Below are 25,322 nucleotides of genomic sequence, written 5' to 3'. Positions count from 1 at the left end.
CAATAATGATCGACGGAAAAACCGCTAACGAAATTTTTGACAGTATTCGTCAACATGTCGCTACAGGCACGTTGGCAGCAGGAGAAACGTTGCCGCCGGTGCGTGAACTGGCAACAGCATTGAACGTTAACCGTAATACTGTCGCGGCGGCTTATAAACGCCTGGTCACCTCCGGGCTAGCACAAAGCCAGGGACGTAACGGCACGGTAATCAAGGGGATTTCAGCCCCCGTTGCGCTGGAAGGCGGCAATCCGGATACCGCGCTTATCGATCTTTCCGGCGGTAATCCAGCCCCCGCGCGTCTTCCCGACCTCAGCCGTTATTTCGCGCAAATAAATAAGAATCCTCGTTTGTACGGTGATGCCGCTGTATCACCCGGCCTTGAGGCGTGGGCCGCGCAATGGATGCAAGATGCGATGCCAGCCACGGGAGAAATTGATATCACCAGCGGCGCCATTGATGCCATTGAGCGGCTGCTGTGCGCCCATTTACTGCCTGGCGACAGCGTTGTGGTAGAAGATCCATGCTTTTTGAGCAGCATCAACATGCTGCGTTATGCCGGATTCTCCGCCAGTCCGGTCAACGTTGACAGCGAAGGCATGCAGCCAGACATGCTGGAAATCGCGCTACAGAAAGGCGCGCGGGCGGTGATTCTGACGCCGCGCGCCCATAATCCGACAGGATGCAGTCTGAGCGCATCCCGCGCGGCGCAATTGCAGGAAATCCTGGCCCGCTATCCGCAGACGCTGGTGATCGTCGACGACCACTTTGCGCTGCTGTCCGCATGCCGTTGGTATCCGGTGATTGCGAAGGAAACCACACACTGGGCGATTGTCCGCTCAATGTCGAAAACTTTAGGCCCGGATTTACGCCTGGCCATCGTCGCCAGCGATCCACTCACTTCCGCGAAACTGCGTTTACGGCTCAACGCCGGCAGTCAGTGGGTTAGCCATCTGCTGCAGGATCTGGCCTGCGCCTGCCTGAGTGACGAGACTTATCAACACACGCTGGAGCAAACTCAGCAGTTTTACGCCGCCCAGCAGCAAAAGCTGGCAGCGGCTCTGCGGCTTCATGGCATTACGCTGCCCGACAGCGACGGTCTTAATCTGTGGCTGCCGCTAGAAGATAACAGCCAGGCTATCGCTTTTGCGCTGGCAAAGTCCGGCTGGCTGGTACGTGAAGGCGAAGTGTTTGGCGTCAATACGCCTGCGCATGGCTTGCGCATTACGCTGTCAACATTAGCAGACAGCGACATTGATAAGCTGGCGACTGATATCCATCAGGCGCTAAAGCGCTAACAGGAGAGAAAAAGTGCGAGTTCATTTTGTTATTCATGAGTCTTTCGAATCTGCTGGCGCGTACCTGCCGTGGGCCGAATCACGCGGCTATACCATCAGTTGGTCGCGCGTTTACGCCGGAGAAACTGTTCCCGCTAATGCCGATGGCTTCGATATGCTGGTGGTATTTGGTGGGCCGCAGTCACCCCGCACCACGCTCGCAGAGTGCCCATACTTTGACTCTCAGGCAGAGCAGCATCTGATAAATCAGGCGATTGCGGCACGTAAAATCGTGGTGGGGATCTGTTTGGGGTCGCAGTTAATCGGCGAAGCACTGGGCGCGAAGGTGTGCCAAAGCCCGGAAAAAGAGATTGGTCACTATCCGATCGCCCTGACCGAGGCAGGCCAACAGCATCCGTTGTTCAGCCATTTCGGCTCACCGCTCAACGTGGGTCACTGGCACAATGACATGCCGGGATTGACCGACCAGGCGACAATTCTTGCCACAAGCGAGGGATGTCCGCGACAAATCGTACAATACGGTAATTTCGTCTATGGTTTTCAGTGCCATATGGAGTTTACCGCCGAAGCGGTCGAAGGATTAATTCAGCACTCTGAGCAAGAACTGGCCGAAGCGAAAGGGAAGCGCTTTATTCGCGCTGTTGAAGAGATGCGCACCTGGGATTACCAGCAGATGAATGAGACGCTGTGGCAATTCCTTGATAAGTTGGTAGAAAAACGTAACGATTGAACAGTGCGGGCCGGAGAAGACGCTTTGCGTCGTCATCCGGCGATCCTGCCGTACGGTTGCCTGCTAGCGCTACGCTTATCAGGCCGACAAATTAAATACCTAATCCCTGGCTGAAATGCTCTTCGCCAAAGACCCCGGTGGAAAGGTAGCGATCGCCGCGATCGCAGATGATCGCCACCACCACCGCCCCCGGTGTCGCGCGCGCCACGCGTAACGCGCCCGCAACCGCGCCGCCAGAACTCACTCCGCAAAAAATCCCTTCGCGAACGGCCAGTTCACGCATGGTGTTTTCCGCATCGTTCTGATGAATATCCAGCACCTCATCCACCAGCGAGGCGTTGAAAATGCCCGGCATATATTCCGCTGGCCAGCGACGAATGCCCGGAATACTACTGCCTTCTTCCGGCTGCAGGCCAACGATGGTGACGGGTTTGTCCTGTTCACGCAGAAAACGCGATACGCCGGTAATGGTGCCTGTCGTCCCCATGCTGGAGACGAAATGGGTAATACGGCCTGACGTCTGCTGCCAGATTTCGGGTCCGGTAGTCGTGTAGTGCGCATACGGGTTATCAGGATTATTAAACTGATCGAGAAGTTTACCTTCTCCGCGCTGCGCCATCTCAAGGGCTAAATCACGCGCCCCTTCCATCCCCTGCTCTTTGGTCACCAGAACCAGTTCAGCCCCGTAAGCACGCATCGCCGCACGTCGCTCCTGGCTCATGTTGTCTGGCATCAGGAGCTTCATGCGGTAGCCTTTCAGCGCGGCAATCATCGCCAGCGCAATACCCGTATTACCACTGGTAGCCTCAATCAGCACGTCGCCTGGCTGAATTTCCCCGCGCTTTTCCGCTTCAACGATCATCGACAACGCCGCGCGGTCTTTCACTGAACCTGCAGGATTATTGCCTTCCAGCTTGACCCAAATTTCACTGCCGTTATCCGCCGTCAGACGTTGTAATTTCACCAAAGGCGTATTGCCAATTGTTTGTTCTAATGTGTTCACGTTTTCAGCTCAATAAAATGCCGGGTGGCGCNTTACCCGGCTTACAGGTCATGCACCACCCGTTAAGCCCGGTAAGCGCAGCGCCACCGGATGATAACTATACGAATTAACCTATCAGGCACTTTGCGCCAGGGCAAGTTCCTCTTCACGCGTTTCAATACGCTGGTCGCCATTATACAAACGCGCATTTTGCAGCCCAACAAACAGACGTTCGCCGCGGTTCGGGGAATCATCGCCCTGCATAATCACCGTCAGCGGTTCGTTATACCACCCCAAAGGTTGCACAACTAATTGGGTGTAGTGTCCTTTCGGACTGGCTTCCAGCACCTGTACCGGCAACGGTGAATCCAGACTGGTACGACGGCTGACGTCCACTTCCCACGGACGCAGGAACAGATCCACCGGACCCTGATAGCCAGGCGTATAGCCCAACGGCCAGCGATGTGCGCCCACGTGGAATTGTCCACCGCGAATCGTCCCTTGCAGGCGGTTAACTTCACCCATAAATTCCAGGACAAAACGGGTAGCCGGTTCGCGCCATACCTGATCGGGCGCATCGGCCTGCTCGATATGACCCTGGCTCATCACCACCACGCGGTCTGCGACTTCCGTCGCTTCTTCCTGATCGTGGGTAACAAACACGCTGGTGAACTTCAGCTCTTCATGCAACTGACGTAGCCAGCGACGCAGTTCTTTACGCACCTGAGCATCGAGCGCGCCAAACGGCTCGTCGAGCAACAAGATCTGCGGCTCTACCGCCAGCGCACGCGCCAACGCCACGCGCTGCTTTTGCCCCCCGGAGAGCTGTGCCGGGAAACGGTCCGCCAGATGAGCCAGTTGAACCATCTCCAGCAGTTTGGTCACTTTTGCTTTGATCGTCGCCGCATTCGGGCGCTCCCGCCGTGGCAGAACAGTCAGACCAAAAGCGATATTGTCGAAAACAGTCATATGACGAAACAGCGCATAGTGCTGAAACACGAACCCCACCTTACGGTCGCGGGCGTGCAAACGGCTGACGTCAGTGCCATGGAAACGGATATGCCCGCTGGACTGATGCTCCAGCCCGGCGATGATGCGCAGCAGCGTGGTTTTGCCCGATCCAGAAGGCCCCAACAGGGCGACCATCTGACCTGAAGGAATATCCAGCGAGATATCGTTCAGCACCTGTGTGCGACCAAAAGACTTCTTAATATTGGCAATCTCAATGCTCATGATTTTCCTCCTGCTGCGCGCGCTTCTCCTGGTTTTCCAGGCGCCATTGCAACATGCTCTTCAAAAACAAGGTAATAATCGCCATCAGCGTTAATAGCGCCGCGGCGGTAAAGGAGCCGACAGTGTTGTAGTCCTGCTCCAGTAATTCAATCTGTAACGGCAGAGACAAAGTTTCACCGCGAATCGAGCCAGAAACCACCGATACCGCGCCGAACTCGCCAATCGCACGGGCGTTGGTCAGCACTACACCGTACAGCAATGCCCAACGGATATTCGGCAGCGTAACGCGACGGAACATTTGCCAGCCGGATGCGCCAAGCAGAACCGCCGCCTCATCTTCATGGCTGCCCTGGCTTAACATCACCGGCACCAGTTCGCGCACCACAAACGGACAGGTCACGAACACCGTCACCAGCACCATTCCCGGCCAGGCAAACATAATTTGCAGGTTGTGTTCATCCAGCCATCCGCCAAGCGGGCCGTTAGAGCCGTAAAACAGCAGATAGACCAGGCCAGCGACCACTGGTGAAACGGCAAACGGAATATCCAGTAATGTGAGCAACAACTGGCGTCCAGGGAAGTTAAAGCGGGTCACCAGCCAGGCCAGTAACACGCCAAACACCAGGTTCACCGGCACCGCAATCAGCGCAATCAGCACCGTCAGCCAGATGGCGTGCAGCATGTCCGGATCAGCCAGGTTGTGTAATACCGGCATCAACCCCTTGCTGAACGCCTGCACGAAGATGTAAACCATCGGCACCAGCAAAATAAAGGCGGATACCAGCATGCCCGTGCCGATCAGAAACCATTTCCCCCAGTTGATGCGGGGTGCGCCATAACGTTTCAATTGGGTAATGTCTGCCATCAGTGACCTACCACGCGTCGACCAAAGCGACTTTGCAGGGTGTTAATTGAAAACAGCAGCAGCAACGAAGCCCCGAGGATCACAGATGCAATCGCGCTGGCGGCCGGGTAGTCAAACTCCTGCAAACGAACAAAAATCATCAGCGAGGTCACTTCCGTTTTCCATGCGATGTTTCCGGCGATAAAGATAACCGCACCAAACTCACCGAGGCTGCGGGTAAACGAGAGCGCAACGCCCGCGACTAGCGCGGGAGACAGCTCCGGCAGTACCACTTTACGAAAGCTCTGCCAGCGCGTAGCGCCGAGCGTTTCCGCCGCTTCTTCATACTCCGGACCTAACTCTTCCAGCACCGGCTGCACGGTACGCACCACGAATGGAATGCTGGTAAAAGCCATCGCCACCGCAATGCCAAGCCAGGTGTAAGTCACTTTAATATCCAGCTTCGCCAGCCACTCGCCGTAGAAACCGTTGACCGAAAACAGCGATGCCAGCGTCAGACCTGCTACCGCCGTAGGCAGCGCAAACGGCAGATCCATCAGCGCATCCAGCAGCGTACGGCCCGGAAAGCGATAGCGGGTTAAGATCCACGCCATCAGCAAACCAAACACGCCGTTAAAAATCGACGCCACAAACGCCGACAGCAGCGTCACTTTATAAGCCGCCACCACCTGCGGGTTGGTAATCACATCCCAGTATTGCGCCCAGCTCATTTGCGCCAATTGCATCACCAGCGCGCTAAGCGGCAGCAGCAAAATCAGGCAGACAAACAGTAAGCTGGTGCCCAAACTTAAGGTAAAGCCGGGCAGCACGCGTCGGGAAGAAACAGCAAACATTTACTTACGCCCCGCCGCCAACAGTTTGTCCAACTCACCGCCGCTGACAAAGTGCGTTTTCATTACCTCAGGCCACGAGCCAAACCTGTCTTCCACGCGGAAAAGTTCGGTCTGCGGGAATTTATCCTGCAGTTTGTCCATCACCTGCGGGTTATTCACGCGGTAGTAGAAATCGGTAATGATGGTTTGCGCCTGCGGGCTGTACAGCCAGTTCAGGTAAGCTTTTGCCGCTTTTTCAGTACCGTTAGCCTGCACATTTTTATCTACCCAGGCCACCGGGAACTCCGCCAGAATGTTGACCTTCGGCACCACCACTTCGAAGCCCTGGTCTTCATACTGTTTACGGATGTTGTTCACTTCTGATTCAAAGGTGATCAGCACATCGCCCAGACCGCGTTCCACGAATGTGGTGGTTGCCCCGCGACCGCCGGTATCAAACACTTCCACGTTTTTCAGAAACTGGGTCATGAACTGTTCAGTTTTGGCTTTATCCCCACCATCCGCTTTATCTGCCGCGCCCCACGCAGCCAGATAGGTATAACGCGCGTTACCGGAGGTTTTCGGATTCGGGAAAATCAGTTTCACGTCCGGGCGAACCAGGTCGTTCCATTCGTGGATATTCTTCGGGTTACCCTTACGCACCAAAAACGCCATGGTGGAATAGAATGGCGAACTGTTATTCGGCAGACGGCTTTGCCAGTCGGCCGGGATCAGCTTGCCTTTGTCATGCAGGATCTGCACATCGGTCACCTGGTTATAGGTCACCACATCGGCTTTCAGCCCCTGCAGAATCGCCAGCGCCTGTTTTGATGACCCGGCATGAGATTGTTTAATCGTCAGTTTGTCACCGCCGTTATCCTTCGCCCATTGCTGTTCAAACGGCGGGTTAAGGGCGGCAAACAGCTCGCGAGAGACATCGTATGAACTGTTCAGCAGCTCCGTTGCCTGCGCCTGACCCACCAGCAGCAGCATTGCTGCCAGCGTCAGGGTTCTTTTTTTCAGTAAGTTAACGGCCATTGCGCACCCTTATAAATTTAATGACTTTCTTATGGTCATCATATTTATAACCAGTGCTAAAGGAGTAACGGTTTTATATACCGTTTGATGATTTGAAAGTTGAAAAGAGAATAAGGGTACCTCCTCCCCAGCGCACGGGGAGGAGACCGGCATCAATCAGACGCCGACGCTAACGCTTTCAGGCAGGGTGCTGCCACCATCAATCACGTTTTGCGTGCCAGTCAAGTAACTGGACTCATCCGACGCCAGGAATGCCGCCAGTTCACCAACCTCAAGTGGGCAGGCCAAGCGGCGCATCGGGATCGCTTTTGCCATTTCGACTAATACGGATTCAGGATCCTCCGGATTAGACTGACGAGCGATATTTTCCGCCATCGGCGTACGAACGTAGCCCGGGCAAATGGCATTAACGCGAATGCCGGACTGCGCGTATTCCACCGCCAGAGATTTGGTCAAACCGATGATTGCGGCTTTCGACAGCGCGTAGGCCGTTTCGCCCGGATCGGCAACCATATCGCCGGTCACAGATGACATCATCACGATGCGCCCGTCTTTGCGCGCAATCATCTCCGGCAGAACGGCTTTCGTCACGTTCCAGACGCCTTTAATGTTGATATCAATGTGGAAATCGCGATCTTCATCGCTCATATCAAGGAAGTTGCCGAGGCGACATACGCCCGCATTGTTGACCAGAATATCGATTTTGCCTTCAATCTTCTTAGCGCGTTTTACCGCTTCCGTGACCGACGCAAAATCTCTGACGTCAGCGTGTACGGCGGTGCAACGGTGCCCGCGCCCAGCCAACTCATCCGCCAGTTTTTCAATCTCATCGGAGATATCCAGCAGGATTAGGTTCGCGCCATGGCGGGCAAATGTTCTGGCGATCCCTTCGCCAATACCCTGAGATGCGCCCGTAATCAATGCTGTTTTGCCCGTGAGTTTTCCCATTTCAATATTCTCCTTTTGAATATGAAGCATTCGCTTCATTCACGCAGAAGATACAGCAATAACAAATAAGTGCTGAGGAATAGCTCACTAAATCAGGTTAATCTCAGGTAAAAAAAGTCCCCGGCATTGCGGGGACCCAATAGTAAACATGCTCTGACCAGGTTAACAGAAGACTTACAGCCGTTTTTCCAGCAAATGTGCTCTCATCAACTCCGATGCCATCTGCGCATCCCCTTTTTTAATATGAAGCAGTATTTCCCTCTGTTTTGCCGCCGTATCAAGAAAATACTGACGATCGTTCGCAGGTAACGACTCCCTTGTTTTCTCAAAATAAGTAATGAGGACATCAGAGAAAACCTGCAGCACCCGGTTGCCACTCGCCTGTAGCAAGAGCAAATGAAAATCTCTATCGTGACGATCGGCCACCTGGGGGTTATCCGCATTCTCTTCAATAAGCCTTAGCTCATTTTCAAGTTTGGAGAGCATCGCCGGAAAAATTCTACGTGTTGCCAGAGGGATAATCGCGCACTCAATCAGGATCCTTGCCTCTGTAAATTCCGTGATATCAAACCCAGACAAATCAAACTGCATTAACAACTGGTGATTTATGTTGTGCTGTTCCAAATTCTTCAAGACGCTGCCACGACGAGGAGATCGTTCCAACATTCCCATCTGTACCAGTGTGCTGAGCGCCTGACGAACTTTATATCTTGATGTATTAAAACGAACGGCAAGCTCAGTTTCAGTTTCAATGCGACCATCAGCATTGCGGTTAGCATCATCAAGCAGATAATTTTTAATACTTTCAAACAGTTCGTTTTTGTTATCCATAAACACTCTCGGATTAAAGTGCTGCAAAACTGATGAGTATAAATAATCTAATAAGTTAGATTGCTTAATATACTGTTATGGTAAGATTATAGCCCCTATTATTCAAATTATACCAAGCCATTTGTTAATAAAAAGGAATTAATTATGGTGTTATTCGTAACTCAGTTTGCGATAGTACTTATATGTATCGGTATAGGTGGGCGTTTTGGTGGGATTGGCCTGGGGGCTGCTGGCGGGTTAGGACTCGCTATCCTGACTTTTGGTTTTGGACTCCCTCCCGACTCACCTCCTTTCACTGTTATTTCTATTATCCTTGCGGTTATCACTTGCATCACAATCCTCCAGGCGGCTGGCGGGCTTGATTTATTCGTTACGATGGCAGAACGGATCCTCAGAAAGTGGCCGGGCGCGATCACTTTCCTCGGCCCCGCAGTCGCTTACCTTTTTACTGCTATCTGCGGAACAGGATATGTTGCCTTTTCGGTTTATCCAGTCATTGCTGAAATTGCAGCAGATGCCAGGGTACGGCCAGAGAGAGCCATGTCGATGTCAGTAATCGCTGCCAATTTTGGGCTTATTGCCAGCCCGGTCAGTGCGGTCGTTACAGGGACAATTGCTGTCCTTGCTGGATTACATGTCTCTGCTTTAGATATCTTGTTAGTCACCGTTCCCGGAACGTTCCTTGGCTGCGTTGTCGGCTGCCTGTTCGTCTTTAAAAGAGGTCATGAGCTTAAAAATGATCCGGAATTCCAACGCAGGGTTGCTGAAGGTGAGTTTGAATCAGTAAAAGCTGAAGAGCGAACAGCCAATATAGTGACAAAAGAGGCGAAGAGAGGATTGCTAATTTTCCTTACCGGTATCATTCTGGTCGTACTTATGGGTTCAATTCCTGAATTACGTCCTGAGTGGAATAACGGTACCGGAATGGAGCGTATGAGTATCCCTACCACGCTGCAAATAGTTATGCTGACAACAGCATGTATTATTATGATGGTATGTCGAATTTCTCCGTCAAAACTCGATTCAGGTTCTGTTTTTAAAGCTGGTCTTGTGGGTGTTGTCGCCATATTTGGTCTGTCATGGATGATGAACTCCTTTTTTGAGGCATGGCACGAGTTATTTAACACGGCTTTCCACGGTTTTCAGAATCCAGTCTTGTTCGGCATTATTGTTTTTGGTCTTTCAGCCGTAATTTATAGCCCCGCAGCGACTGCTGTAGCGCTACTCCCCGCTGGCGTGTTAATGGGATATCCGGCAGAAACCCTGGTCGCCCTGCTCCCGCTGACTTGTGGATCATTCATTATTCCAGGGGGGGCACAGATTGGCTGTGTGGCGTTTGATCGTACCGGGACAACTCGAATTGGCAAGTATGTGGTTAATCACAGTTACATGCTACCTGGTCTTGTTACCGTTGTAGCATCAACCCTTTTTTGCTTCCTTTTTTCCAAAATGCTGATGTAGTGAGAGAGCAATTTAATTGTGGTAAACCTTTTCTTCATGGCATCCCCCCTGAATGAATTCAGAGAGGATGCCTGTTACTCACTTCTGAATAGCGCCACTGCAATTTTCCATAGAATGTACTTTACAGAACAACCTGAGCAATGAGATAAGCAAAAATTACCTGAGAGATAACCATCACAAAACCCGGACGAATATAGCTATGGTTGACAACAAAGCGTCCAATCTTTGTGGTACCTGTTCGATCAAATGCAACACAGCCGATTTGATTTGCTCCAGGTATAATAAAGTCACCACAGGTACATGCAAAAATAGCGATAAGAAACGGGGCTGGAATACCTAAGGTAACACCGAGTGGCATGATGGCAGCTACCGTCGCCGCCGGGCTCATAATGACCAGCGAGAACAAGAATACAACCACACCAAATAGCATTGGTGCATCATTGACAATGCCACCAAAAACCTTAATCAGTTCTGGCTGATAGGCATCAAAAAACGTCGCCGTCATCCATGAAACACCGAGTATTGCTACCACTCCCATCAAACCTGCACGGAAGACTGAGCCGCTATTCAAGGTACTACTTGGTACTTTACTGACAATCATAATAAACAACGCGGCTGTCAACATGACCATCTGAATAACCATTGGGGTTGACAGTCTTTTTCCATCCCAGGAAGGGAGTAACTCTGTAAAAGAACCTAAAATAAGTACCAGTACCACACCAATCGCAAAGATAACGACACCTTTTTTAGCGCCAGCTGAAGCAACAAATTCTTTTTTTTGCTCAGTATGCATGAACTCATATTCGCCAGCAGCAACTCTCCTTTGGAATTCCGGATCATCCTCCAGCTCTTTTCCGCGTTTATAAACTGAAAAGCTGGTAACAATAGCAGCCATAAAGAATGATGGGAGAGCAATCGTCAGTATTTGCCCAAGGCTAATCCCGGCATATTCATGCAGAATAGCCAGCATCCCAGCGGTTGCCGCACTCATCGGACTGGCAGCAACCGCGACACTGGCCGCAATAACCGTTGCGGACAACGCTCGCTCCGGACGGACCTTTGCTTCAGCAGCTACTTCAGCGACAACCGGATACAAAGAGAAAGCAACGTAAGTAGTTCCACAGAATAACGTAAATATGGAAGTTAATATGGGGGCAACAAAAGTAATTGCCTGTGGTTTTTTACGGAGTAATTTTTCAGCCACGCGCACCAGATAATCAAGCCCACCAGCGGCCTGTAATACGCTAACAGCGCCAATCACACAAATAATAATTAGCATTGCAGTAATAGATGGTGCGGAGGGTTTAAGTCCAAAACCCAGAACTAATATTGCAACACCAAGTCCTCCACCAGCACCCAGCCCCATTCCGCCATAACGCCCGCCTATACCAATACAGGCGAGTACAATAAATAATTGTATAAAAAATAAAGCATCCATTTTTCACCTCAAAGCGTCTCCCGGATATTGCATCCGGGAGATATTAATTACTATGCTCGGGATTAGTTTAAATATGATTTAGCAATTTCGATCTGTTTTTTAACAGCATCAGTCCCTGTGCCACCATAAGACATTCTTGATTTAATACATGCTTCGAGAGATATACTCTCATAAATATCATTTTCAATTTTATCATCAAATGTGTGGAATTCATCCAGAGTAAGCTCTTCCAACATTTTTCTATGTTTTATACAGTAATTAACAGCACTGCCAACAATATGGTGAGCTTCTCTAAAAGGAATGCCTTTACGAACCAGGTAGTCAGCCATATCGGTTGCGTTTGAAAATCCTCTTGCCGCTGCGCTACGAGTATTATCTGAAAGAATAACCATTTTTTCGAGCATCGGCGCCATAATTTTCAGACTGGTCTGTAAGGTATCCATAGAGTCATAGACCTGCTCTTTATCCTCACTCATATCAGTATTATAGGCCAGAGGGATACCTTTCATAATGGTCAACATCGCCATTAGATTTCCGTACATACGCCCCCCTTTGCCGCGCATTTTTTCAGCCACGTCGGGGTTTTTCTTCTGTGGCATGATGCTGGAACCGGTACAGAAATCATCTGAAAGCTCAATAAACTTAAAATCCTGACTTGAGAATAAAACCAGTTCTTCTGACAAACGGGTAAGATGCATAAAGCACATAGCAGCGGCGGCAGTGAATTCAACCATATGGTCACGATCGCTGACAGAATCAATACTGTTTTCAGTCGGTTTGTCAAAGCCAAGCTCTTTAGCCGTGAAATCACGATCAATGGGGAAAGTAGTACCGGCAAGGGCTGCTGAACCTAAAGGGCATTCCCCCATGCGTAGATAAAGGTCTGCAAAACGAGTCCAGTCACGGCGTAACATCCAATAATATGCCATTATCCAGTGCGACAGAAGAATAGGCTGACCGGTCTGTAAATGAGTATAGCCAGGCATGATCGCATTAATGTTATTTTCAGCCTTGCTGATAATAACTTTTTGTAGATGAACGATATCCTGCTGAATTTCACGAATAGTCGATCTCATGTGCATTTTCGAATCGACAGTCGTCTGGTCATTACGACTGCGGCCGGTATGTAGCTTCCCGCCTACAGGACCAATTATTTCTGTCATACGTCTTTCTATCGCCATATGAATATCTTCATCAACGGTATCAAAAACGAATTGCCCTTCCTCAATCTCTTTATTAACCTGCCTTAACCCGCCAATAATCGCATTCGCTTCATCCTGCGTGATAATCCCCTGACGGCCCAGCATAGTGGCGTGAGCAATACTCCCCTGAATATCAAAAGGGCAGAGACGTTGTTCCAGCATAATTGTCGCATTATAAGATTCGACCAGTTTATTTGTAGGCATATCAAAACGCCCACCCCATAATTTTGTAGACATAAAACCTCCAATGACCCTTTGTTGCAAAATGGTTAAATATAAATTCCGTTATTTTTCGGTCATTTTCAGATTACAAGACAGTCATTTTAATTGTCAACAAATGAAGGCATTAAATCAATTTATATCGAAATTAATTACACTTATTATTTATTTTGTTTTCATAAATTGCATTAAAAAACCTGATCTTCCTCACATTTAAATTGTGATTTAATTCAGATATATTCAGAATTTTTAAAGTAATAAATTGGTATTAATAGTTTATTGATTCTAAATAATTCCATTTAATACCGTTGTCATAACCGAGAAACTGGCAGATAAATAATAATGAACGTGGGAGGTGATTTTTCAGGATGAGCGTCAACGCGAGTGCATCATCAGCATGGCGGACGTTGGGTGGTTCAAGGGAGAGCTATATTGTGCCAGATGGCGGCATCAGCGCCATCTGGCATCAAAAAATTACAGGGCCAGCAAACGATCCAGCGATGGCGCGAAATAATAGCCGCCGGTCACCGGTTTAGTGAAGCGCAGCATCGCGTCGCGCTTGCCGTCAGTGTCGCCAAACATGCTCAGCAGTTGCTGCTCGATGTTGTGCAACCGGGCGCAATAGGCACAGAAATAGAGGCCGTGCGTACCGCTGGCGGTGCCGTATGGCAGGCTCTGGCGCACAATTTTCAGTCCTTTACCATCTTCTTTGAGATCGACACGGCTCAGGTGAGAAGTAACCGGACGGTCATCACCGTCGATCTCTTCGTTGGCTTCCTTGGTACGCCCAATCATCATTTCCTGGTCATGAATGCTCATGCGGTTAAGCTGCTTCAGGTTATGTTCCCAACGCTGCACAAACACATAGCTGCCACCAGCATCCACGCCATCTTTAATAACCGCGACTTCACGGCGCGTTTCAACGCCTGCCGGGTTTTCCGTTCCGTCAACAAAGCCGCTGAGATCGCGCTCTTCAACCCAACGGAAACCGTGGATCTCTTCTTTGACTTCAATACAGTCGCCAAAGGCTTCCATTGCCGCCTGTGCAACGGAGAAATTCACGTCATGACGCAAAGAGAGAATATGAATCAGCACATCATACTGGGTGGCTGGCGCAAGACCTTTACCGTAAGGGATAAAGTCTTTTAACTCTTCTGCGCCAACGCCGCCGCTCAGTGTACGCCAGGTGTTGTTGCCAAAAGCAACAACCGCGCCCAGATGCGCATCCGGGAACTTCGCTTCAAAGGTCGCCAGCTTATCGGCGAAGGTTTTGCTGGCCCCACGCAGGGCCTCAACGTCGCCTTTAACATTGGCTTCAATCCAAATCGCCGCACGGCAATGTTCTGGCAAAATGCCACTCTGAACCTGAGACATTGTTCCTCCTGAAAAAAAAGATGCCACGACATCGTGGCATTGATGGGCGCTATTCTACCTGTTTTTTTAACAAGCCGATTTGTTCAGACGCAAATTAACGCCGCCAGATAATTTTGCTTACTTTCCATGCTTTCAACGTATCGTCAGACGGCATTAAGCCCTCAGGCCCGCTCCACTCACCGGAAAAGACGTAGCTAATATGTTGACTTCCTTCAGCTTTGCATTCAACGCCCGCGCTGTCATCGCCAGTCGCCTTCTGACAATTACCAAAGGCTTTAGTGTAAAGGTCGCTAAACGGTGTACCGATTTCGACACCCGCAGAAGAGGGAATATCGCTGTCGACTACATCAATACGGCTAATCGTTCCCTGATTGCCATTGATGACCATCGCCAGCTTGTCATCTTTCATCGCTTCATAAAAGCGCACCACATTACCGTTATCGGTCTTCATCCCGCTACGCAGGCGGTAATCACCGTCCAGCGCATCAGCAATGGTTTTTTCATCCAGCGGCGTAGCGCCAGTCAACGCTCCGACGCCCTGCTCAGTGACCTGCGTTGAAGAACCAAACCAGTTCCACGGATTGGCGGCAGACCAGTTCACCGATGACAACGTTGAACACCCGGTCAATAGCAGCGGCATCGCGCATAAAGTCAAACGCAGTGATTTCATTTCACTTCCTTCCTTATTTATCAACGTTGCTTGGAGTCCGGTTTCGCCAAAAAGTGCCGTTATTCTTTCTCGAGGGAAAAACAGGCGCGCAGACGTTGATTAGTTAACAGCCAGATCAGCGCAACGACATCCGCCACCAGCAGCGCCAGCCCGACGCCGTTGACCGGATTGCCTGCCAGCCACATCACCGGCTGCCAACACAGTAGCACCAGTTGAGCGAGGATCAGTAATCCTCGCAGCCAGCGCCATACCACCGGAAACGCAAAGCGTCGCCCGCTGAGTAAAAATGCTAATACCGCGGGAACGCCGGGAAGCAAACCCAGCCAGAAAGCGTCGTGATCGGGATAAAACAGATTCAGCAACGTGTTGCCCTGCTCACGGGAAGAACCGGCAATCACAAACAGAACCCAGGTGCGCGCCTGCAGCAGCAGCACGCACCAGAAGAGAAAAGGCAGGCGCAGACGCCCATGAGCGTCATAGTCGGCCGGATGAAACTCAGTACTCTTCATCTTCGATCAAACGCTTGCCCAGATTGAGTACATCCGCATGTTCATAGCCCAGACGTTCATACATACCCTGTACGACGTCATTATCGTCACGCACCATGATTTGAATCTTCGGACAACCGCGGGCAATGAGCTTTTTCTCCAGCCGGTTGAGCAGCGCATTGGCAATGCCGCGACCGCGAAACTCAGGATGTACGCCCAGGTAATAGGCCGAGCCGCGATGCCCGTCATATCCGCCCATCACCGTACCGACCACCTCGCCATTCACTTCAGCGACCAGGAACAAGCTGACGTCATGATTGACTTTACGCTCAATGTCCATTTCAGGGTCGTTCCATGGACGCAGCAGATCACAGCGCTCCCAGAGGGTGATCACCTCTTCGAAATCTTCCTGGCGAAAAACGCGTATTTCCATGGTATTGGTTACCTTTTCAGGACGTTAAAAAGCGATTATGGCGCGAACGGCTGATTTAGCCAATATCTGACGCGAAGCGGCGGAAAAAATGGCATAATACGGAATTGTCACGTATTGAAATGAAAAGTAAAACAATTCTTATCCCGATCCGTCGCAACGGACAACGCGATACGATATAACGTTTAGAACCTTTTTTTACAACTCAGGCCGTATGAGCACTTTTAAACCACTAAAAACACTCACATCGCGCCGCCAGGTGTTGAAAGCCGGGCTGGCCGCCCTAACGCTGTCAGGCATGTCGCAAGCCATCGCTAAAGAAGAAGCGCTTAAGACCAGCAATGGACACAGCAAACCGAAAGCGAAAAAAGCCGGCGCTAAGCGCGTTGTTGTCCTTGATCCGGGTCACGGAGGGATTGATACCGGCGCAATTGGTCGCAATGGGTCGAAGGAAAAGCACGTGGTACTGGCGATTGCCAAAAACGTGCGCTCGATTCTACGCAACCAGGGGATTGATGCGCGCCTGACGCGCTCCGGCGATACATTTATTCCGCTTTACGATCGCGTCGAGATCGCACATAAGCATGGCGCGGACCTGTTCATGTCGATCCACGCCGATGGTTTTACCAATCCGAGCGCTGCAGGTGCGTCGGTCTTTGCGTTGTCCAATCGCGGTGCCAGTAGCGCCATGGCGAAGTATCTGTCCGATCGTGAAAACCGGGCCGATGAAGTGGCCGGGAAGAAGACCACCGATAAAGACCATTTGCTGCAGCAGGTGCTGTTCGATCTGGTGCAAACGGATACCATTAAAAACAGCCTGACGTTAGGCTCGCATATTCTCAAGAAGATCAAGCCGGTACACCGTCTTCACAGCCGCAGCACGGAACAAGCCGCCTTCGTGGTGCTAAAATCACCATCAATTCCGTCGGTACTGGTCGAAACCTCGTTCATAACCAACCCGGAAGAAGAACGTCTGCTGGGTACGGCGGCATTTCGCCAGAAAATCGCCACCGCTATCGCCAATGGCATCATCAGCTATTTCCACTGGTTTGATAACCAGAAAGCACACTCGAAGAAACGTTAACCATGAAGCCCGATGCACAGCGCGTAAAACAGTTCCTGCTCAGCCTGCAAGATGATATTTGCCAGCAGTTATCCGCCGTAGACGGCGCCGAGTTTGTTGAGGATAACTGGCAACGTGAAGCAGGCGGCGGCGGGCGCAGCCGGATGCTGCGTAACGGCGGTATTTTCGAGCAAGCGGGCGTCAACTTCTCCCACGTTCACGGCGAGGCAATGCCGGCCTCGGCTACCGCCCATCGCCCCGAGCTTGCGGGACGCAGCTTTGAGGCCATGGGCGTCTCGCTGGTGGTACATCCGCAGAATCCCTACATTCCGACCAGTCACGCCAACGTGCGATTTTTTATCGCGGAAAAACCGGGCACTGACCCGGTCTGGTGGTTTGGCGGCGGCTTTGACTTAACGCCCTACTACGGCTTTGATGAGGATGCGGTTCACTGGCACCGCACGGCGCGAGATCTGTGCCAGCCGTTCGGCGAAGACGTTTATTCCCGTTACAAGAAGTGGTGCGATGACTACTTCTTCCTCAAGCATCGCAACGAACAGCGCGGCATTGGCGGACTGTTTTTCGATGATTTGAATACGCCGGATTTCGACCACGGCTTCGCCTTTATGCAGGCGGTAGGTCAAGGCTATACCGAAGCGTATCTGCCCATCGTTGAGCGCCGCAAAGCAATGAGCTGGGGCGAACGTGAACGCAATTTTCAGCTTTACCGTCGCGGACGCTATGTGGAATTTAACCTGGTGTGGGATCGCGGCACATTATTCGGTCTGCAGACCGGCGGCCGTACGGAATCGATTCTGATGTCGATGCCGCCGCTGGTGCGCTGGGAGTATGACTGGCAGCCGGAAGCGAACAGCCCGGAAGCCGCCCTTAGCGAGTTTATTCAGGTTCGCGACTGGGTGTAACCCCAGACAATACCAGCCCCCAGGCCGGATAAAACGCATTTGCGTCGCATCCGGCACATTCATCGCATCATGCCCACTGGCGCATGCGCTGATGCAGCGTCAATGAAGGTTTTTCCGCAAACAGCTGCTGGTAGTCGGTGGCAAACTGCCCTAAATGCCAGAACCCCCACTGCATGGCGGCGTCTTTCACCGTCGTACTCTGCGACCACGGGCTTATCAGCTCGCGACGTACGGCGTTCAGGCGAATGCGTTTTAACCAGGCATTCGGACCAATACCAAGGATCGCGTGAAAGGCGTTTTGCAACGTCCGACGGCTGACGTGCAGTTGATTACACAGATCGAGCACGGTCAGCGGTTCTGACATATTTTCCAGCACATATTCCCGCGCACGCGACAGCAGGCGACGATAGCTCTGATGGCTGATGCTCTCAGCCGTGATAATCGGCTGCGCCTCTTCCAACATAGTGCCCATCGCCAGCAGCAGGTTATCGCCCAGCACTTTGCGTACCGCAGGTTGATGGAGGTTTTCCGGATTTTCGCTAAACGTCGCCAGCGCCTGCTGCACAAAGCCCCATAACGCGGCTTTGTGTTGTTCTTTAACTTCCAGCGCCGACTGGTTGCGCAGCATATGCAGCACTCTTTCCGGGTTATGCAGGAAGTTGGCCTGACGGGCAATCGCCTCTTCCGAAATGACGACGCCCAGAATGGTGTAATCATCCGGCGTACTCAGTTCAAACTCTGTCCCGCCAGGGCGGGTGGCAATTTCAGCGCTCCCCAGACACTGGGTGCCAATAAATCCCTGTTCGCCGCGCGTGGCCGGAATACCAAACCAGAAAGAGTTCGGCCAGACAAGACACGACTGACGTAACGCCAGTCCGGTGTATTCACGGAACACCTGAATATCATCGAGCAGGATTTCCGTGAACTCGCCATGAAATTTTCCCGGATGTAACTGGTCGTAGATCTGCTGCCATGCGGTAATCGTCAGCGCATGCTCATACACATCCGTTGTTCGCCGCTGGTGAACGTTGTCCACCTCCACTTTCGGCGTAAGTTTAACGTCTTCGGGTAATGCTTCATGATAAAGATGGTGCAGGTTTGCAGTACGGTTCTTTTTCATGATCTTTTAAGCCGGAAGCTTCAACGAAGCCCCCGGCCCTCCGACAGGTTAATTTTTTAAGCGATAGCGACTACTGCGTTTACGCAACGCTCCTTCAGAAAAGAGCTGTTCCAGCGCATTTCTGGCTTCATCAAGTGACCAGCCAAAGTGGGCAGCCACTTCCCCTGCCGTCATTCCTTGACGGACCGATGCCAACAGCGTCAGAAGTTGATCAGAGGATTCAGGCGTCAACGGGGCGTCCTGCGTCTTCTGCGTTTTTACATCTGTTTTCACTTCTGGCTTCTGTTCTGGTTTCTTCGGCTGGCGCTTAAAACCGCCGATCAGCCACTGGGTATCATCGTCCGGTCGGCCGATTTCCTTACGGCTGATAACACGGCCTGTACGCGCAGCAGCGGCGCTACCGGCATCCAGCGCTGCGCGGCACGCCGCCAGATCGCCTTCCACCACCAGCGTCAACCGGCCAGGATCGAGCACTTCGTGGCTAAGCAGGCGCACGTTCGCGGCTTTCAGCATGGCATCCGCCGCATCCACGGCAGCGACCATGCCATCCACTTCCAGTAATCCCAGTGCATTGATCATCACAACCTCTCTTACGCGCGCTGGATTGGGTTACGGGCAATATCCAGAACGGCATCGGCAAAGGCGTTACATGCAGCTTTACAAGCAGCCTGGCTACCGGTCATAAACGCAGCCGAATAGTTGGTTTCTGACGGTGGCGGAACGTAAGTCACCAGTTGTACATCGGCCGATTTCAGCGCAGCATCAATACCAAATGTCGCTTCCAGCGGCGGCGCCACCAGATACGCCATCGGATCGCCAAGCCGGCATCCTGCGGTCGCCGAGAGATACGAGCCGGTACGCGAAACCACATGCGCCAGGAAGGCGGTATCTTCTGCGTCATTCGCCCACTGAAACGCCGCGCCGCTTTCAATATTGGCTACCATCGCGTCCAGACCTGCACGAACTTCTGCCGGGTTGGGTCCACCGAGCATAATCAGCACTTCACCCGAAGTTGGAGAGGGACTGTGCGCCGCGCCGGCATACAGCGAGCGGCCATAAACCACTTCCACCATTGCCTGTTTTGTCGCTTCGTCTGCGGCAATATACGCCACGTCATCAGAATCTGCTGTGATGAGTCCGAGGCTACGTATATGTGGCGGTAATTTAAGTTCACGGGCAAAACCGTCATTTACCGAGGCAATCACGCGCATTGCGGTGACTGAAGGTCTAATCAAATCTAATGCTGGCATGATGCCTCCTTAACGGGTCATATTGATGCCGGATGCTTTTTGCTCCAGCATGCGCTTGGCCAAATCCACAATGACCGCCGCCGCTTCAACCGGTGGCGTACCGCCCTGGTGAATGTTCGAGATACAGGTACGGTCAGCTTCAACGGTCGTCGCCACACGCGGCGAATAGACGGCGTAGCAAGAAAGGCTTTCCGACTGGCCCAGGCCCGGACGTTCCCCAACCAGCAGGATCACCGCTTTCGCGCCCAGCAGTTCGCCGATCTGATCTTCGATTTTCACGCGACCATAGCGAACAAAGAACGGCGTCCCGACCTTCAATCCGGCCTGTTTTAAGCCAGACAACAGCGGCGGTAGGATCTCTTCGTAGTTAGCGGTGATAGCGTCCGTAGACAGGCCATCAGAAATAATCACCTGCACATCCGGGTTCATTACACACTGTGATTTCAGCGCTTCAATGGCTTCCGCACTCAGACGACGCCCCAGATCCGGACGCGTCAGATACAGGTTTTTGTCACTGATTTCCGAGCGCACTTCCAGCAGCCCCTGGGCTTTTACCCACTCTTCCGGCACTTCTTTCAATACCGTATCTTTCGAACGCGAGTGGTCGGCCAGGAAGCGCAGCAGCGCCTGGGTACGCGGACGTGGACCGGCTCGACCGGTACATACACGCGCCGCAGTGCTGCGACGCAGTTCAGTCAACACCTCTGCGCGGTGCGGATTCTCAACGCCAATCCACGCTTTAGCCTCGGCTGAGCCTAAATCCATCGCACAGCTTTCACCGGTCGGCGCGGCGCACTGGGTGGCGCTGCATTGCGCTTGTGCTGCCGGCGCTTGCGCCTGCGGCTGCGACTCACCCATTGACGCCATCACGCTGCGTACAATTTCTTCAATCTGTTTTTGATCCATCGTGTGTCATCCCCGCGTCATCAGAAGAACAGTGACGGATCGCCCGCCCGTTTGGTCAGGCGACCGTTTGCCATAATGCCCATGGTTTCCAGCCAGCGTTCAAACTCCGGCGACGGACGCAGGTTCAGCAACTGGCGCACGGTCGCGGTGTCGTGGAAGGCGGTGGTCTGATAGTTGAGCATGATGTCGTCACCGAGCGGCATGCCCATGATGTAGTTGCAGCCAGCGGTGGCGAGCAGAATCATCAGGTTTTCGTTGAGGTTCTGGTCAGCATCAGCATGGTTGGTATAGCAGCAGTCGCAGCCCATTGAGATGCCGCTCAGCTTGCCCATAAAGTGATCTTCCAGACCCGCGCGAATAATCTGACGGTCGTTGTAGAGATACTCCGGCCCGATAAAGCCGACAACGGTGTTCACCAGGAACGGATCGTAGTGACGCGCCAGACCGTAGTTACGTGCTTCCATCGTCACCTGATCGGCGCCGAAGTTAGCGCCAGCAGAAAGCGCAGACCCTTGTCCGGTTTCGAAGTACAGGCAGTTTTCCCCGGCGATACGGTTAAACTCAGCGCCCACTGCACGCGCTTCATCCAGCATGGCCAGCTCAACGCCAAACTCTTTTAAGCCTTTCTCGCTGCCGCAGATACTCTGGAAAATCAGCCCGCCCGGCGCGCCGCGACGAATGGCTTCGATCTGGGTAGTAACGTGCGCCAGGACGCAGCCCTGGGTCGGGATATTGAATTTGTCGATGACGCCGTACACGGTATCAAGTACGCGGCTTAAGTTTTCCACGTCATCGGTTACCGGGTTAACGCCAATCACCGCATCGCCCGCCCCGAAGGACAGCCCTTCGTAGATTTGTGCCGCAATACTCTGCACGTCATCACGGGTGTCGTTCGGCTGTAAACGACAGCTGAAGGTGCCCGGCAGACCAATGGTGGTGTTGGCCTTTTTGATCACCGGCATTTTCTTACCGCCGTAGATCAGGTCCGCGTTAGAGCAGATTTTTGCAACCGCTGCGACCACTTCCGACGTTAATCCTTTGCGCGTAAACGCAATGTCATCAACGGAGGTTTCATCGCTCAGCACGTACTCGCGCAGCTCGCTGATACTCCAGTTTTTGATGCGGTTATAGGCCGTTTCGTTGACGTCGTCCTGAATCAGACGCGTCACGCAGTCCTCTTCATAGGAAATCACCGGGTTGTTGCGGATATCCGCTACCGTCATTTCCGACAGCACCTGTTTGGCCGCCACTCGCTCTTGCGAACTGGTTGCAGCTACCCCTGCCAGCACATCCCCCGAACGCAGTTCGTTGGCTTTTGCCAGCACCTCTTTAACATCCTTAAACTGATAAACATTGCCGAACAATGTGGTCTTTAGTTTCATAAGTCGTTCCCTCAGGAAGGAAATGCGAGTGATTTCACCGTCACCGGCACAACCGATCCGCCAAAAAGAGGCGTACCAATGTCGATATAGTCCCCCGCCCGGACAACCACCTCATCGATGACTGCCAGCGGGTGTTGCTGTAACTGTGGGCGTAACAGCATGCCCAGGGCTTTACCAAAATCCTGCTCGGCTACCACCAGCAGGGGATGCGGATTCGGATGGCGCGCGACAAAGGCCAGTAGCGCATCAATAACCGTTAACAGCGCGGCGTAGCGCACCGGCAGCGAACCGGGCAGCGCCAGCACGTAAGCGTCTGTTTGCGGGTCCAGATCGAGCTGCATCAGCGCTTGTTGCCAGGCGGCCACCAAATCAGCCTCATCAACCGGAATCGCCACCGGCAGATTGCGCAGCGGAAGCGCCACACCTTCCAGCCAGATGGTGCTGCCCGAAAGCGACAGCGTATGCGCACCGGCGCCAATCACCGTGGCACGCACGGTTTGCGCCGGGAACTGCACGTTCATCTCACGCAGACGCGGATGTTCATGCAGCGCCGTCGCTAACAGCGGCCCAATATCGGAAAAACAGAATGGATCGGCAGGCTGGTTGCGGTAGCACTCGCCCACCCCGCCGGACAACGTAATCACTTCCGGCTTCACACCCGTCGGCAACAGACCGGTTTGCATCAGCGCCTGCGCCAGCGGTGACAGCGTGCCGTCAATCACCTCAACGATCAGCGCCGCCATCCGTCGGGCCACCTGAACAAGCTGCGCCGCATTGAGGGTCCGGGCGTCGGTGCCTGGACCAAATACGTCATCAACAATCATCTGTCCTGGCTGATGCGCATGCACCACTCGCCCCTGACCGTCCGTTTCCAGCAGCCGTCCGCCGACGTTCAGGCAGGCCGAACCGCTGACTTTTCCGGCATCGAACAGGACGTAGTTCGACGTCCCGCCACCGATGTCGATATTCAGTACGCGGCACAACTTCTGCTCTGACAGGGTTTGAGCCCCTGCGCCGTGACCGGCAATCACTGATTCCAGATGCGGACCGGCGCTGGCAACCACGAAGTCCCCCAGCGACTGAGAGAGCGTCATCACCGCAGGTCGCGCGTTGCGGGTTTTGGCACTTTCTCCGGTAATGATGATCGCGCCGGAATCGACGGTCTCAGGCGCAATCCCCGCCGCCTGATACTGGGCGAGGATCAGCGCCTTAAGTTCGGCCTCTTTCAACCCGCCCTGCTTATCAACGGGGGTAAAGAACACCGGGCTTTGCCAGCTAATTTCGCGTTTGATGAATTCGTAACGCGGCACCTGCGACACTGCCGCACGGTTGACCAGCTCAAGGCGCGAGAAGATCACCTGAGTGGTGGTGGTGCCGATATCGATACCGACGCTGAGTAGCTGGCGAGTATTCACGATTGCGCCTCCGGGTTGGTTTCTGCTGGTGCCGGAACATCTTCGTCTTTCGGTACCAACAGCATAGCCACACCAATCGCCGTCACGCCGCCAATCAGCTTGCCGACAATCATTGGGAAGATCATCGCGTTCATGTTGGCCGCGGCGAAACCTAAGTGGTCACCCAGAGCGAAGGCTGCGGAGACCGCAAAAGCGCAGTTGATCACTTTGCCGCGGGTATCCATATTCTTCATCATGCCGAACATTGGGATGTTGTTCGCCAGCGTCGCCACCATGCCCGCAGCCGCAATATTATTGATTTTTAACAGGTTACCGACGCTCATCAGCGGCTTTTCAAACCAGCGGGTCAGCAGCAGTACCATTGGGTACGCACCCAGCAGCACGCAGGAGATAGAACCGATAACTTCGATGGCGCGCATCACTTCACCCGGCTTGTCACCCGGTGCCATGAAGATAGGATCAAGACCCGGAATCAGTTCCCAGCCGAGCAGGAATTTGATCACCGCTGCCGCCAGACCGATGGTGATCAGCGCCACCAGGAATTTCGCGAAGATCTGGAAGCCGTTGATCATTTTTTCCGGGATGAATTTCAGTCCCAGCGCCACCAGCACGGCAACGATCAGCACCGGGATCATGTTCATCAGGATTAGCGCGAAGGTGAACTCCACCGGCTGCCCGTTGATTTCGACACCGGAGTACATCGCGATCAAACCACCTGCAATACAGCCAATCGGAATGGTGACGATCCCAGCCAACACGCCCAGCGCCAGATAACGACGGTCAGACGGTTCAATAATCCCCAGCGCAACCGGAATAGAGAAGACCAGCGTCGGCCCCATCATCGCCCCGAGGATCAGGCCAGAGTACAGCCACGCCGCAACGTCGCCGCCCGCCAGTTCTTTCGCCAGGAAGAAGCCGCCCATATCGCACGCCAGCAGCGTTCCGGCAAACATCGACGGGTTCGCGCCCAACATTTCGTACAGTGGAATAATCACCGGCCCGAGCACATGCGCCAGTACCGGTGCCAGCGCGGTCATACCGACCATCGCCAGACCCAGCGCGCCCATCGCCATAAAACCTTCTTCAAACTGGCCGCCCGATCCCTCAATACTCTTCCCGAACTTACCGAGGAAGCGTGCCGAACCGCCGAACTGCGACAGGATCCTGTCCACGGCGGCAATCAGCATAAAGAACATCATGATGTACATGATGATTTCGTTAATTCCCATAACCTTCACTCCCTG

The 25,322-nt window shown here is 52.8% G+C and carries 25 protein-coding genes; 5 read left to right on the top strand and 20 right to left on the bottom strand.

Features of this window, described 5'->3' with window-relative positions; all coding sequences use genetic code 11:
- The first annotated feature begins 5 nt into the window (after positions 1-5).
- Positions 6-1,298 (top strand): MocR-like B6 salvage transcription factor PtsJ, encoded by a 1,293-nt coding sequence (ptsJ, locus tag OGV93_RS02080; protein WP_103928441.1) that lies wholly within the window; start codon positions 6-8, stop codon positions 1,296-1,298.
- A 13-nt stretch (positions 1,299-1,311) separates the two neighbouring features.
- Complete coding sequence (locus OGV93_RS02075) at positions 1,312-2,028, top strand: type 1 glutamine amidotransferase (RefSeq protein ID WP_016157091.1); 717 nt, start codon at positions 1,312-1,314, stop codon at positions 2,026-2,028.
- A 91-nt stretch (positions 2,029-2,119) separates the two neighbouring features.
- Here OGV93_RS02075 and cysM read toward each other — a convergent pair whose 3' ends face one another.
- The 7 genes from cysM to OGV93_RS02040 all read right to left on the bottom strand — a co-directional run bounded on the left by cysM (position 2,120) and on the right by OGV93_RS02040 (position 8,737).
- On the bottom strand, positions 2,120-3,031 hold the full coding sequence (cysM, locus tag OGV93_RS02070) for a cysteine synthase CysM (protein ID WP_016153930.1): 912 nt from the start codon (positions 3,029-3,031) through the stop codon (positions 2,120-2,122).
- 114 nt (positions 3,032-3,145) lie between these two features.
- Positions 3,146-4,243, bottom strand: a complete 1,098-nt coding sequence (gene cysA, locus OGV93_RS02065; RefSeq protein WP_016153931.1) for a sulfate/thiosulfate ABC transporter ATP-binding protein CysA — start codon at positions 4,241-4,243, stop codon at positions 3,146-3,148.
- Positions 4,233-5,108: a sulfate/thiosulfate ABC transporter permease CysW gene (gene cysW / locus OGV93_RS02060; protein ID WP_016153932.1), complete on the bottom strand. Its 876-nt coding sequence runs from the start codon at positions 5,106-5,108 to the stop codon at positions 4,233-4,235. The genes cysA and cysW overlap by 11 nt, the downstream gene beginning before the upstream one ends.
- Positions 5,108-5,941 carry a sulfate/thiosulfate ABC transporter permease CysT gene (gene cysT, locus OGV93_RS02055; RefSeq protein ID WP_003038061.1) on the bottom strand — a complete coding sequence of 278 codons (834 nt, stop codon included), beginning with the start codon at positions 5,939-5,941 and terminating at the stop codon, positions 5,108-5,110. The genes cysW and cysT overlap by 1 nt, the downstream gene beginning before the upstream one ends.
- On the bottom strand, positions 5,942-6,958 hold the full coding sequence (locus OGV93_RS02050) for a sulfate ABC transporter substrate-binding protein (protein WP_016153933.1): 1,017 nt from the start codon (positions 6,956-6,958) through the stop codon (positions 5,942-5,944).
- A 156-nt stretch (positions 6,959-7,114) separates the two neighbouring features.
- The gene (gene ucpA, locus OGV93_RS02045) at positions 7,115-7,906 is read right to left on the bottom strand and encodes an SDR family oxidoreductase UcpA (protein WP_016153934.1); all 792 of its coding nucleotides are present in this window, start codon (positions 7,904-7,906) and stop codon (positions 7,115-7,117) included.
- A gap of 174 nt (positions 7,907-8,080) precedes the next feature.
- Positions 8,081-8,737, bottom strand: a complete 657-nt coding sequence (locus tag OGV93_RS02040; RefSeq protein ID WP_016153935.1) for a FadR/GntR family transcriptional regulator — start codon at positions 8,735-8,737, stop codon at positions 8,081-8,083.
- A 144-nt stretch (positions 8,738-8,881) separates the two neighbouring features.
- Here OGV93_RS02040 and OGV93_RS02035 point away from each other — a divergent pair, with 144 nt between their 5' ends.
- On the top strand, positions 8,882-10,198 hold the full coding sequence (locus tag OGV93_RS02035) for an anaerobic C4-dicarboxylate transporter family protein (RefSeq protein ID WP_016153936.1): 1,317 nt from the start codon (positions 8,882-8,884) through the stop codon (positions 10,196-10,198).
- 121 nt (positions 10,199-10,319) lie between these two features.
- Here the strand turns inward: OGV93_RS02035 and OGV93_RS02030 are convergent, their stop codons facing one another.
- The 6 genes from OGV93_RS02030 to OGV93_RS02005 all read right to left on the bottom strand — a co-directional run bounded on the left by OGV93_RS02030 (position 10,320) and on the right by OGV93_RS02005 (position 16,022).
- Positions 10,320-11,636, bottom strand: coding sequence for an anaerobic C4-dicarboxylate transporter family protein (locus OGV93_RS02030; RefSeq protein ID WP_016153937.1), 1,317 nt, complete (start codon positions 11,634-11,636; stop codon positions 10,320-10,322).
- Positions 11,637-11,698: 62 nt separating this feature from the next.
- Positions 11,699-13,075, bottom strand: coding sequence for an argininosuccinate lyase (gene argH, locus OGV93_RS02025; RefSeq protein ID WP_103928442.1), 1,377 nt, complete (start codon positions 13,073-13,075; stop codon positions 11,699-11,701).
- 456 nt (positions 13,076-13,531) lie between these two features.
- Entirely contained in the window at positions 13,532-14,431 is a 900-nt protein-coding gene (yfeX, locus tag OGV93_RS02020) for a porphyrinogen peroxidase (protein ID WP_016153939.1), read from the bottom strand.
- A gap of 94 nt (positions 14,432-14,525) precedes the next feature.
- Positions 14,526-15,101, bottom strand: a complete 576-nt coding sequence (locus OGV93_RS02015) for an RpoE-regulated lipoprotein (RefSeq protein WP_016153940.1) — start codon at positions 15,099-15,101, stop codon at positions 14,526-14,528.
- A 59-nt stretch (positions 15,102-15,160) separates the two neighbouring features.
- Positions 15,161-15,610 carry a DUF2919 domain-containing protein gene (locus tag OGV93_RS02010; RefSeq protein ID WP_287109327.1) on the bottom strand — a complete coding sequence of 150 codons (450 nt, stop codon included), beginning with the start codon at positions 15,608-15,610 and terminating at the stop codon, positions 15,161-15,163.
- Positions 15,597-16,022, bottom strand: coding sequence for a GNAT family acetyltransferase (locus OGV93_RS02005; protein ID WP_003038048.1), 426 nt, complete (start codon positions 16,020-16,022; stop codon positions 15,597-15,599). Before OGV93_RS02005 ends, OGV93_RS02010 begins: the two co-directional genes overlap by 14 nt.
- A gap of 211 nt (positions 16,023-16,233) precedes the next feature.
- Between OGV93_RS02005 and amiA the strand changes: the two genes are divergently transcribed.
- Both amiA and hemF read left to right on the top strand, forming a co-directional pair.
- The gene (amiA, locus tag OGV93_RS02000) at positions 16,234-17,103 is read left to right on the top strand and encodes an N-acetylmuramoyl-L-alanine amidase AmiA (RefSeq protein WP_016153942.1); all 870 of its coding nucleotides are present in this window, start codon (positions 16,234-16,236) and stop codon (positions 17,101-17,103) included.
- Positions 17,104-17,105: 2 nt separating this feature from the next.
- On the top strand, positions 17,106-18,005 hold the full coding sequence (gene hemF, locus OGV93_RS01995; protein WP_213239485.1) for an oxygen-dependent coproporphyrinogen oxidase: 900 nt from the start codon (positions 17,106-17,108) through the stop codon (positions 18,003-18,005).
- A 67-nt stretch (positions 18,006-18,072) separates the two neighbouring features.
- On the opposite strand, the gene eutR is transcribed toward hemF, so the two are convergent.
- From eutR to eutH, 7 genes are read right to left on the bottom strand one after another with little or no spacing between them, the layout of a single operon-like run.
- Positions 18,073-19,125: an HTH-type transcriptional regulator EutR gene (gene eutR, locus OGV93_RS01990; protein WP_016153944.1), complete on the bottom strand. Its 1,053-nt coding sequence runs from the start codon at positions 19,123-19,125 to the stop codon at positions 18,073-18,075.
- 48 nt (positions 19,126-19,173) lie between these two features.
- Positions 19,174-19,704 (bottom strand): ethanolamine utilization microcompartment protein EutK, encoded by a 531-nt coding sequence (gene eutK / locus OGV93_RS01985; RefSeq protein ID WP_287109326.1) that lies wholly within the window; start codon positions 19,702-19,704, stop codon positions 19,174-19,176.
- An 11-nt stretch (positions 19,705-19,715) separates the two neighbouring features.
- Positions 19,716-20,375, bottom strand: a complete 660-nt coding sequence (eutL, locus tag OGV93_RS01980; RefSeq protein ID WP_016153946.1) for an ethanolamine utilization microcompartment protein EutL — start codon at positions 20,373-20,375, stop codon at positions 19,716-19,718.
- Positions 20,376-20,384: 9 nt separating this feature from the next.
- A complete protein-coding gene (gene eutC / locus OGV93_RS01975) occupies positions 20,385-21,281 on the bottom strand; it encodes an ethanolamine ammonia-lyase subunit EutC (RefSeq protein ID WP_049270086.1) in 897 nt (298 codons plus the stop codon).
- A 20-nt stretch (positions 21,282-21,301) separates the two neighbouring features.
- Positions 21,302-22,663: an ethanolamine ammonia-lyase subunit alpha gene (gene eutB / locus OGV93_RS01970; RefSeq protein WP_003038029.1), complete on the bottom strand. Its 1,362-nt coding sequence runs from the start codon at positions 22,661-22,663 to the stop codon at positions 21,302-21,304.
- Positions 22,664-22,674: 11 nt separating this feature from the next.
- Entirely contained in the window at positions 22,675-24,078 is a 1,404-nt protein-coding gene (gene eutA, locus OGV93_RS01965) for an ethanolamine ammonia-lyase reactivating factor EutA (RefSeq protein ID WP_016153949.1), read from the bottom strand.
- A complete protein-coding gene (eutH, locus tag OGV93_RS01960) occupies positions 24,075-25,307 on the bottom strand; it encodes an ethanolamine utilization protein EutH (protein WP_016153950.1) in 1,233 nt (410 codons plus the stop codon). Before eutH ends, eutA begins: the two co-directional genes overlap by 4 nt.
- Between the last annotated feature and the right edge of the window lie 15 nt (positions 25,308-25,322).

It is taken from the genome of Citrobacter sp. Cb031, assembly GCF_030336725.1.
GTDB lineage: Bacteria > Pseudomonadota > Gammaproteobacteria > Enterobacterales > Enterobacteriaceae > Citrobacter > Citrobacter braakii.
This window is presented reverse-complemented; position numbering and strand designations above follow the sequence as displayed.

Coding starts and splice junctions, on each gene's coding strand:
- ptsJ (WP_103928441.1), top strand. CDS start 6: ATGATCGACGGAAAAACCGCTAACGAAATTTTTGACAGTATTCGTCAA.
- cysA (WP_016153931.1), bottom strand. CDS start 4,243: ATGAGCATTGAGATTGCCAATATTAAGAAGTCTTTTGGTCGCACACAG.
- cysW (WP_016153932.1), bottom strand. CDS start 5,108: ATGGCAGACATTACCCAATTGAAACGTTATGGCGCACCCCGCATCAAC.
- cysT (WP_003038061.1), bottom strand. CDS start 5,941: ATGTTTGCTGTTTCTTCCCGACGCGTGCTGCCCGGCTTTACCTTAAGT.
- OGV93_RS02050 (WP_016153933.1), bottom strand. CDS start 6,958: ATGGCCGTTAACTTACTGAAAAAAAGAACCCTGACGCTGGCAGCAATG.
- ucpA (WP_016153934.1), bottom strand. CDS start 7,906: ATGGGAAAACTCACGGGCAAAACAGCATTGATTACGGGCGCATCTCAG.
- OGV93_RS02040 (WP_016153935.1), bottom strand. CDS start 8,737: ATGGATAACAAAAACGAACTGTTTGAAAGTATTAAAAATTATCTGCTT.
- OGV93_RS02035 (WP_016153936.1), top strand. CDS start 8,882: ATGGTGTTATTCGTAACTCAGTTTGCGATAGTACTTATATGTATCGGT.
- OGV93_RS02030 (WP_016153937.1), bottom strand. CDS start 11,636: ATGGATGCTTTATTTTTTATACAATTATTTATTGTACTCGCCTGTATT.
- argH (WP_103928442.1), bottom strand. CDS start 13,075: ATGTCTACAAAATTATGGGGTGGGCGTTTTGATATGCCTACAAATAAA.
- yfeX (WP_016153939.1), bottom strand. CDS start 14,431: ATGTCTCAGGTTCAGAGTGGCATTTTGCCAGAACATTGCCGTGCGGCG.
- OGV93_RS02015 (WP_016153940.1), bottom strand. CDS start 15,101: ATGAAATCACTGCGTTTGACTTTATGCGCGATGCCGCTGCTATTGACC.
- OGV93_RS02010 (WP_287109327.1), bottom strand. CDS start 15,610: ATGAAGAGTACTGAGTTTCATCCGGCCGACTATGACGCTCATGGGCGT.
- OGV93_RS02005 (WP_003038048.1), bottom strand. CDS start 16,022: ATGGAAATACGCGTTTTTCGCCAGGAAGATTTCGAAGAGGTGATCACC.
- amiA (WP_016153942.1), top strand. CDS start 16,234: ATGAGCACTTTTAAACCACTAAAAACACTCACATCGCGCCGCCAGGTG.
- hemF (WP_213239485.1), top strand. CDS start 17,106: ATGAAGCCCGATGCACAGCGCGTAAAACAGTTCCTGCTCAGCCTGCAA.
- eutR (WP_016153944.1), bottom strand. CDS start 19,125: ATGAAAAAGAACCGTACTGCAAACCTGCACCATCTTTATCATGAAGCA.
- eutK (WP_287109326.1), bottom strand. CDS start 19,704: ATGATCAATGCACTGGGATTACTGGAAGTGGATGGCATGGTCGCTGCC.
- eutL (WP_016153946.1), bottom strand. CDS start 20,375: ATGCCAGCATTAGATTTGATTAGACCTTCAGTCACCGCAATGCGCGTG.
- eutC (WP_049270086.1), bottom strand. CDS start 21,281: ATGGATCAAAAACAGATTGAAGAAATTGTACGCAGCGTGATGGCGTCA.
- eutB (WP_003038029.1), bottom strand. CDS start 22,663: ATGAAACTAAAGACCACATTGTTCGGCAATGTTTATCAGTTTAAGGAT.
- eutH (WP_016153950.1), bottom strand. CDS start 25,307: ATGGGAATTAACGAAATCATCATGTACATCATGATGTTCTTTATGCTG.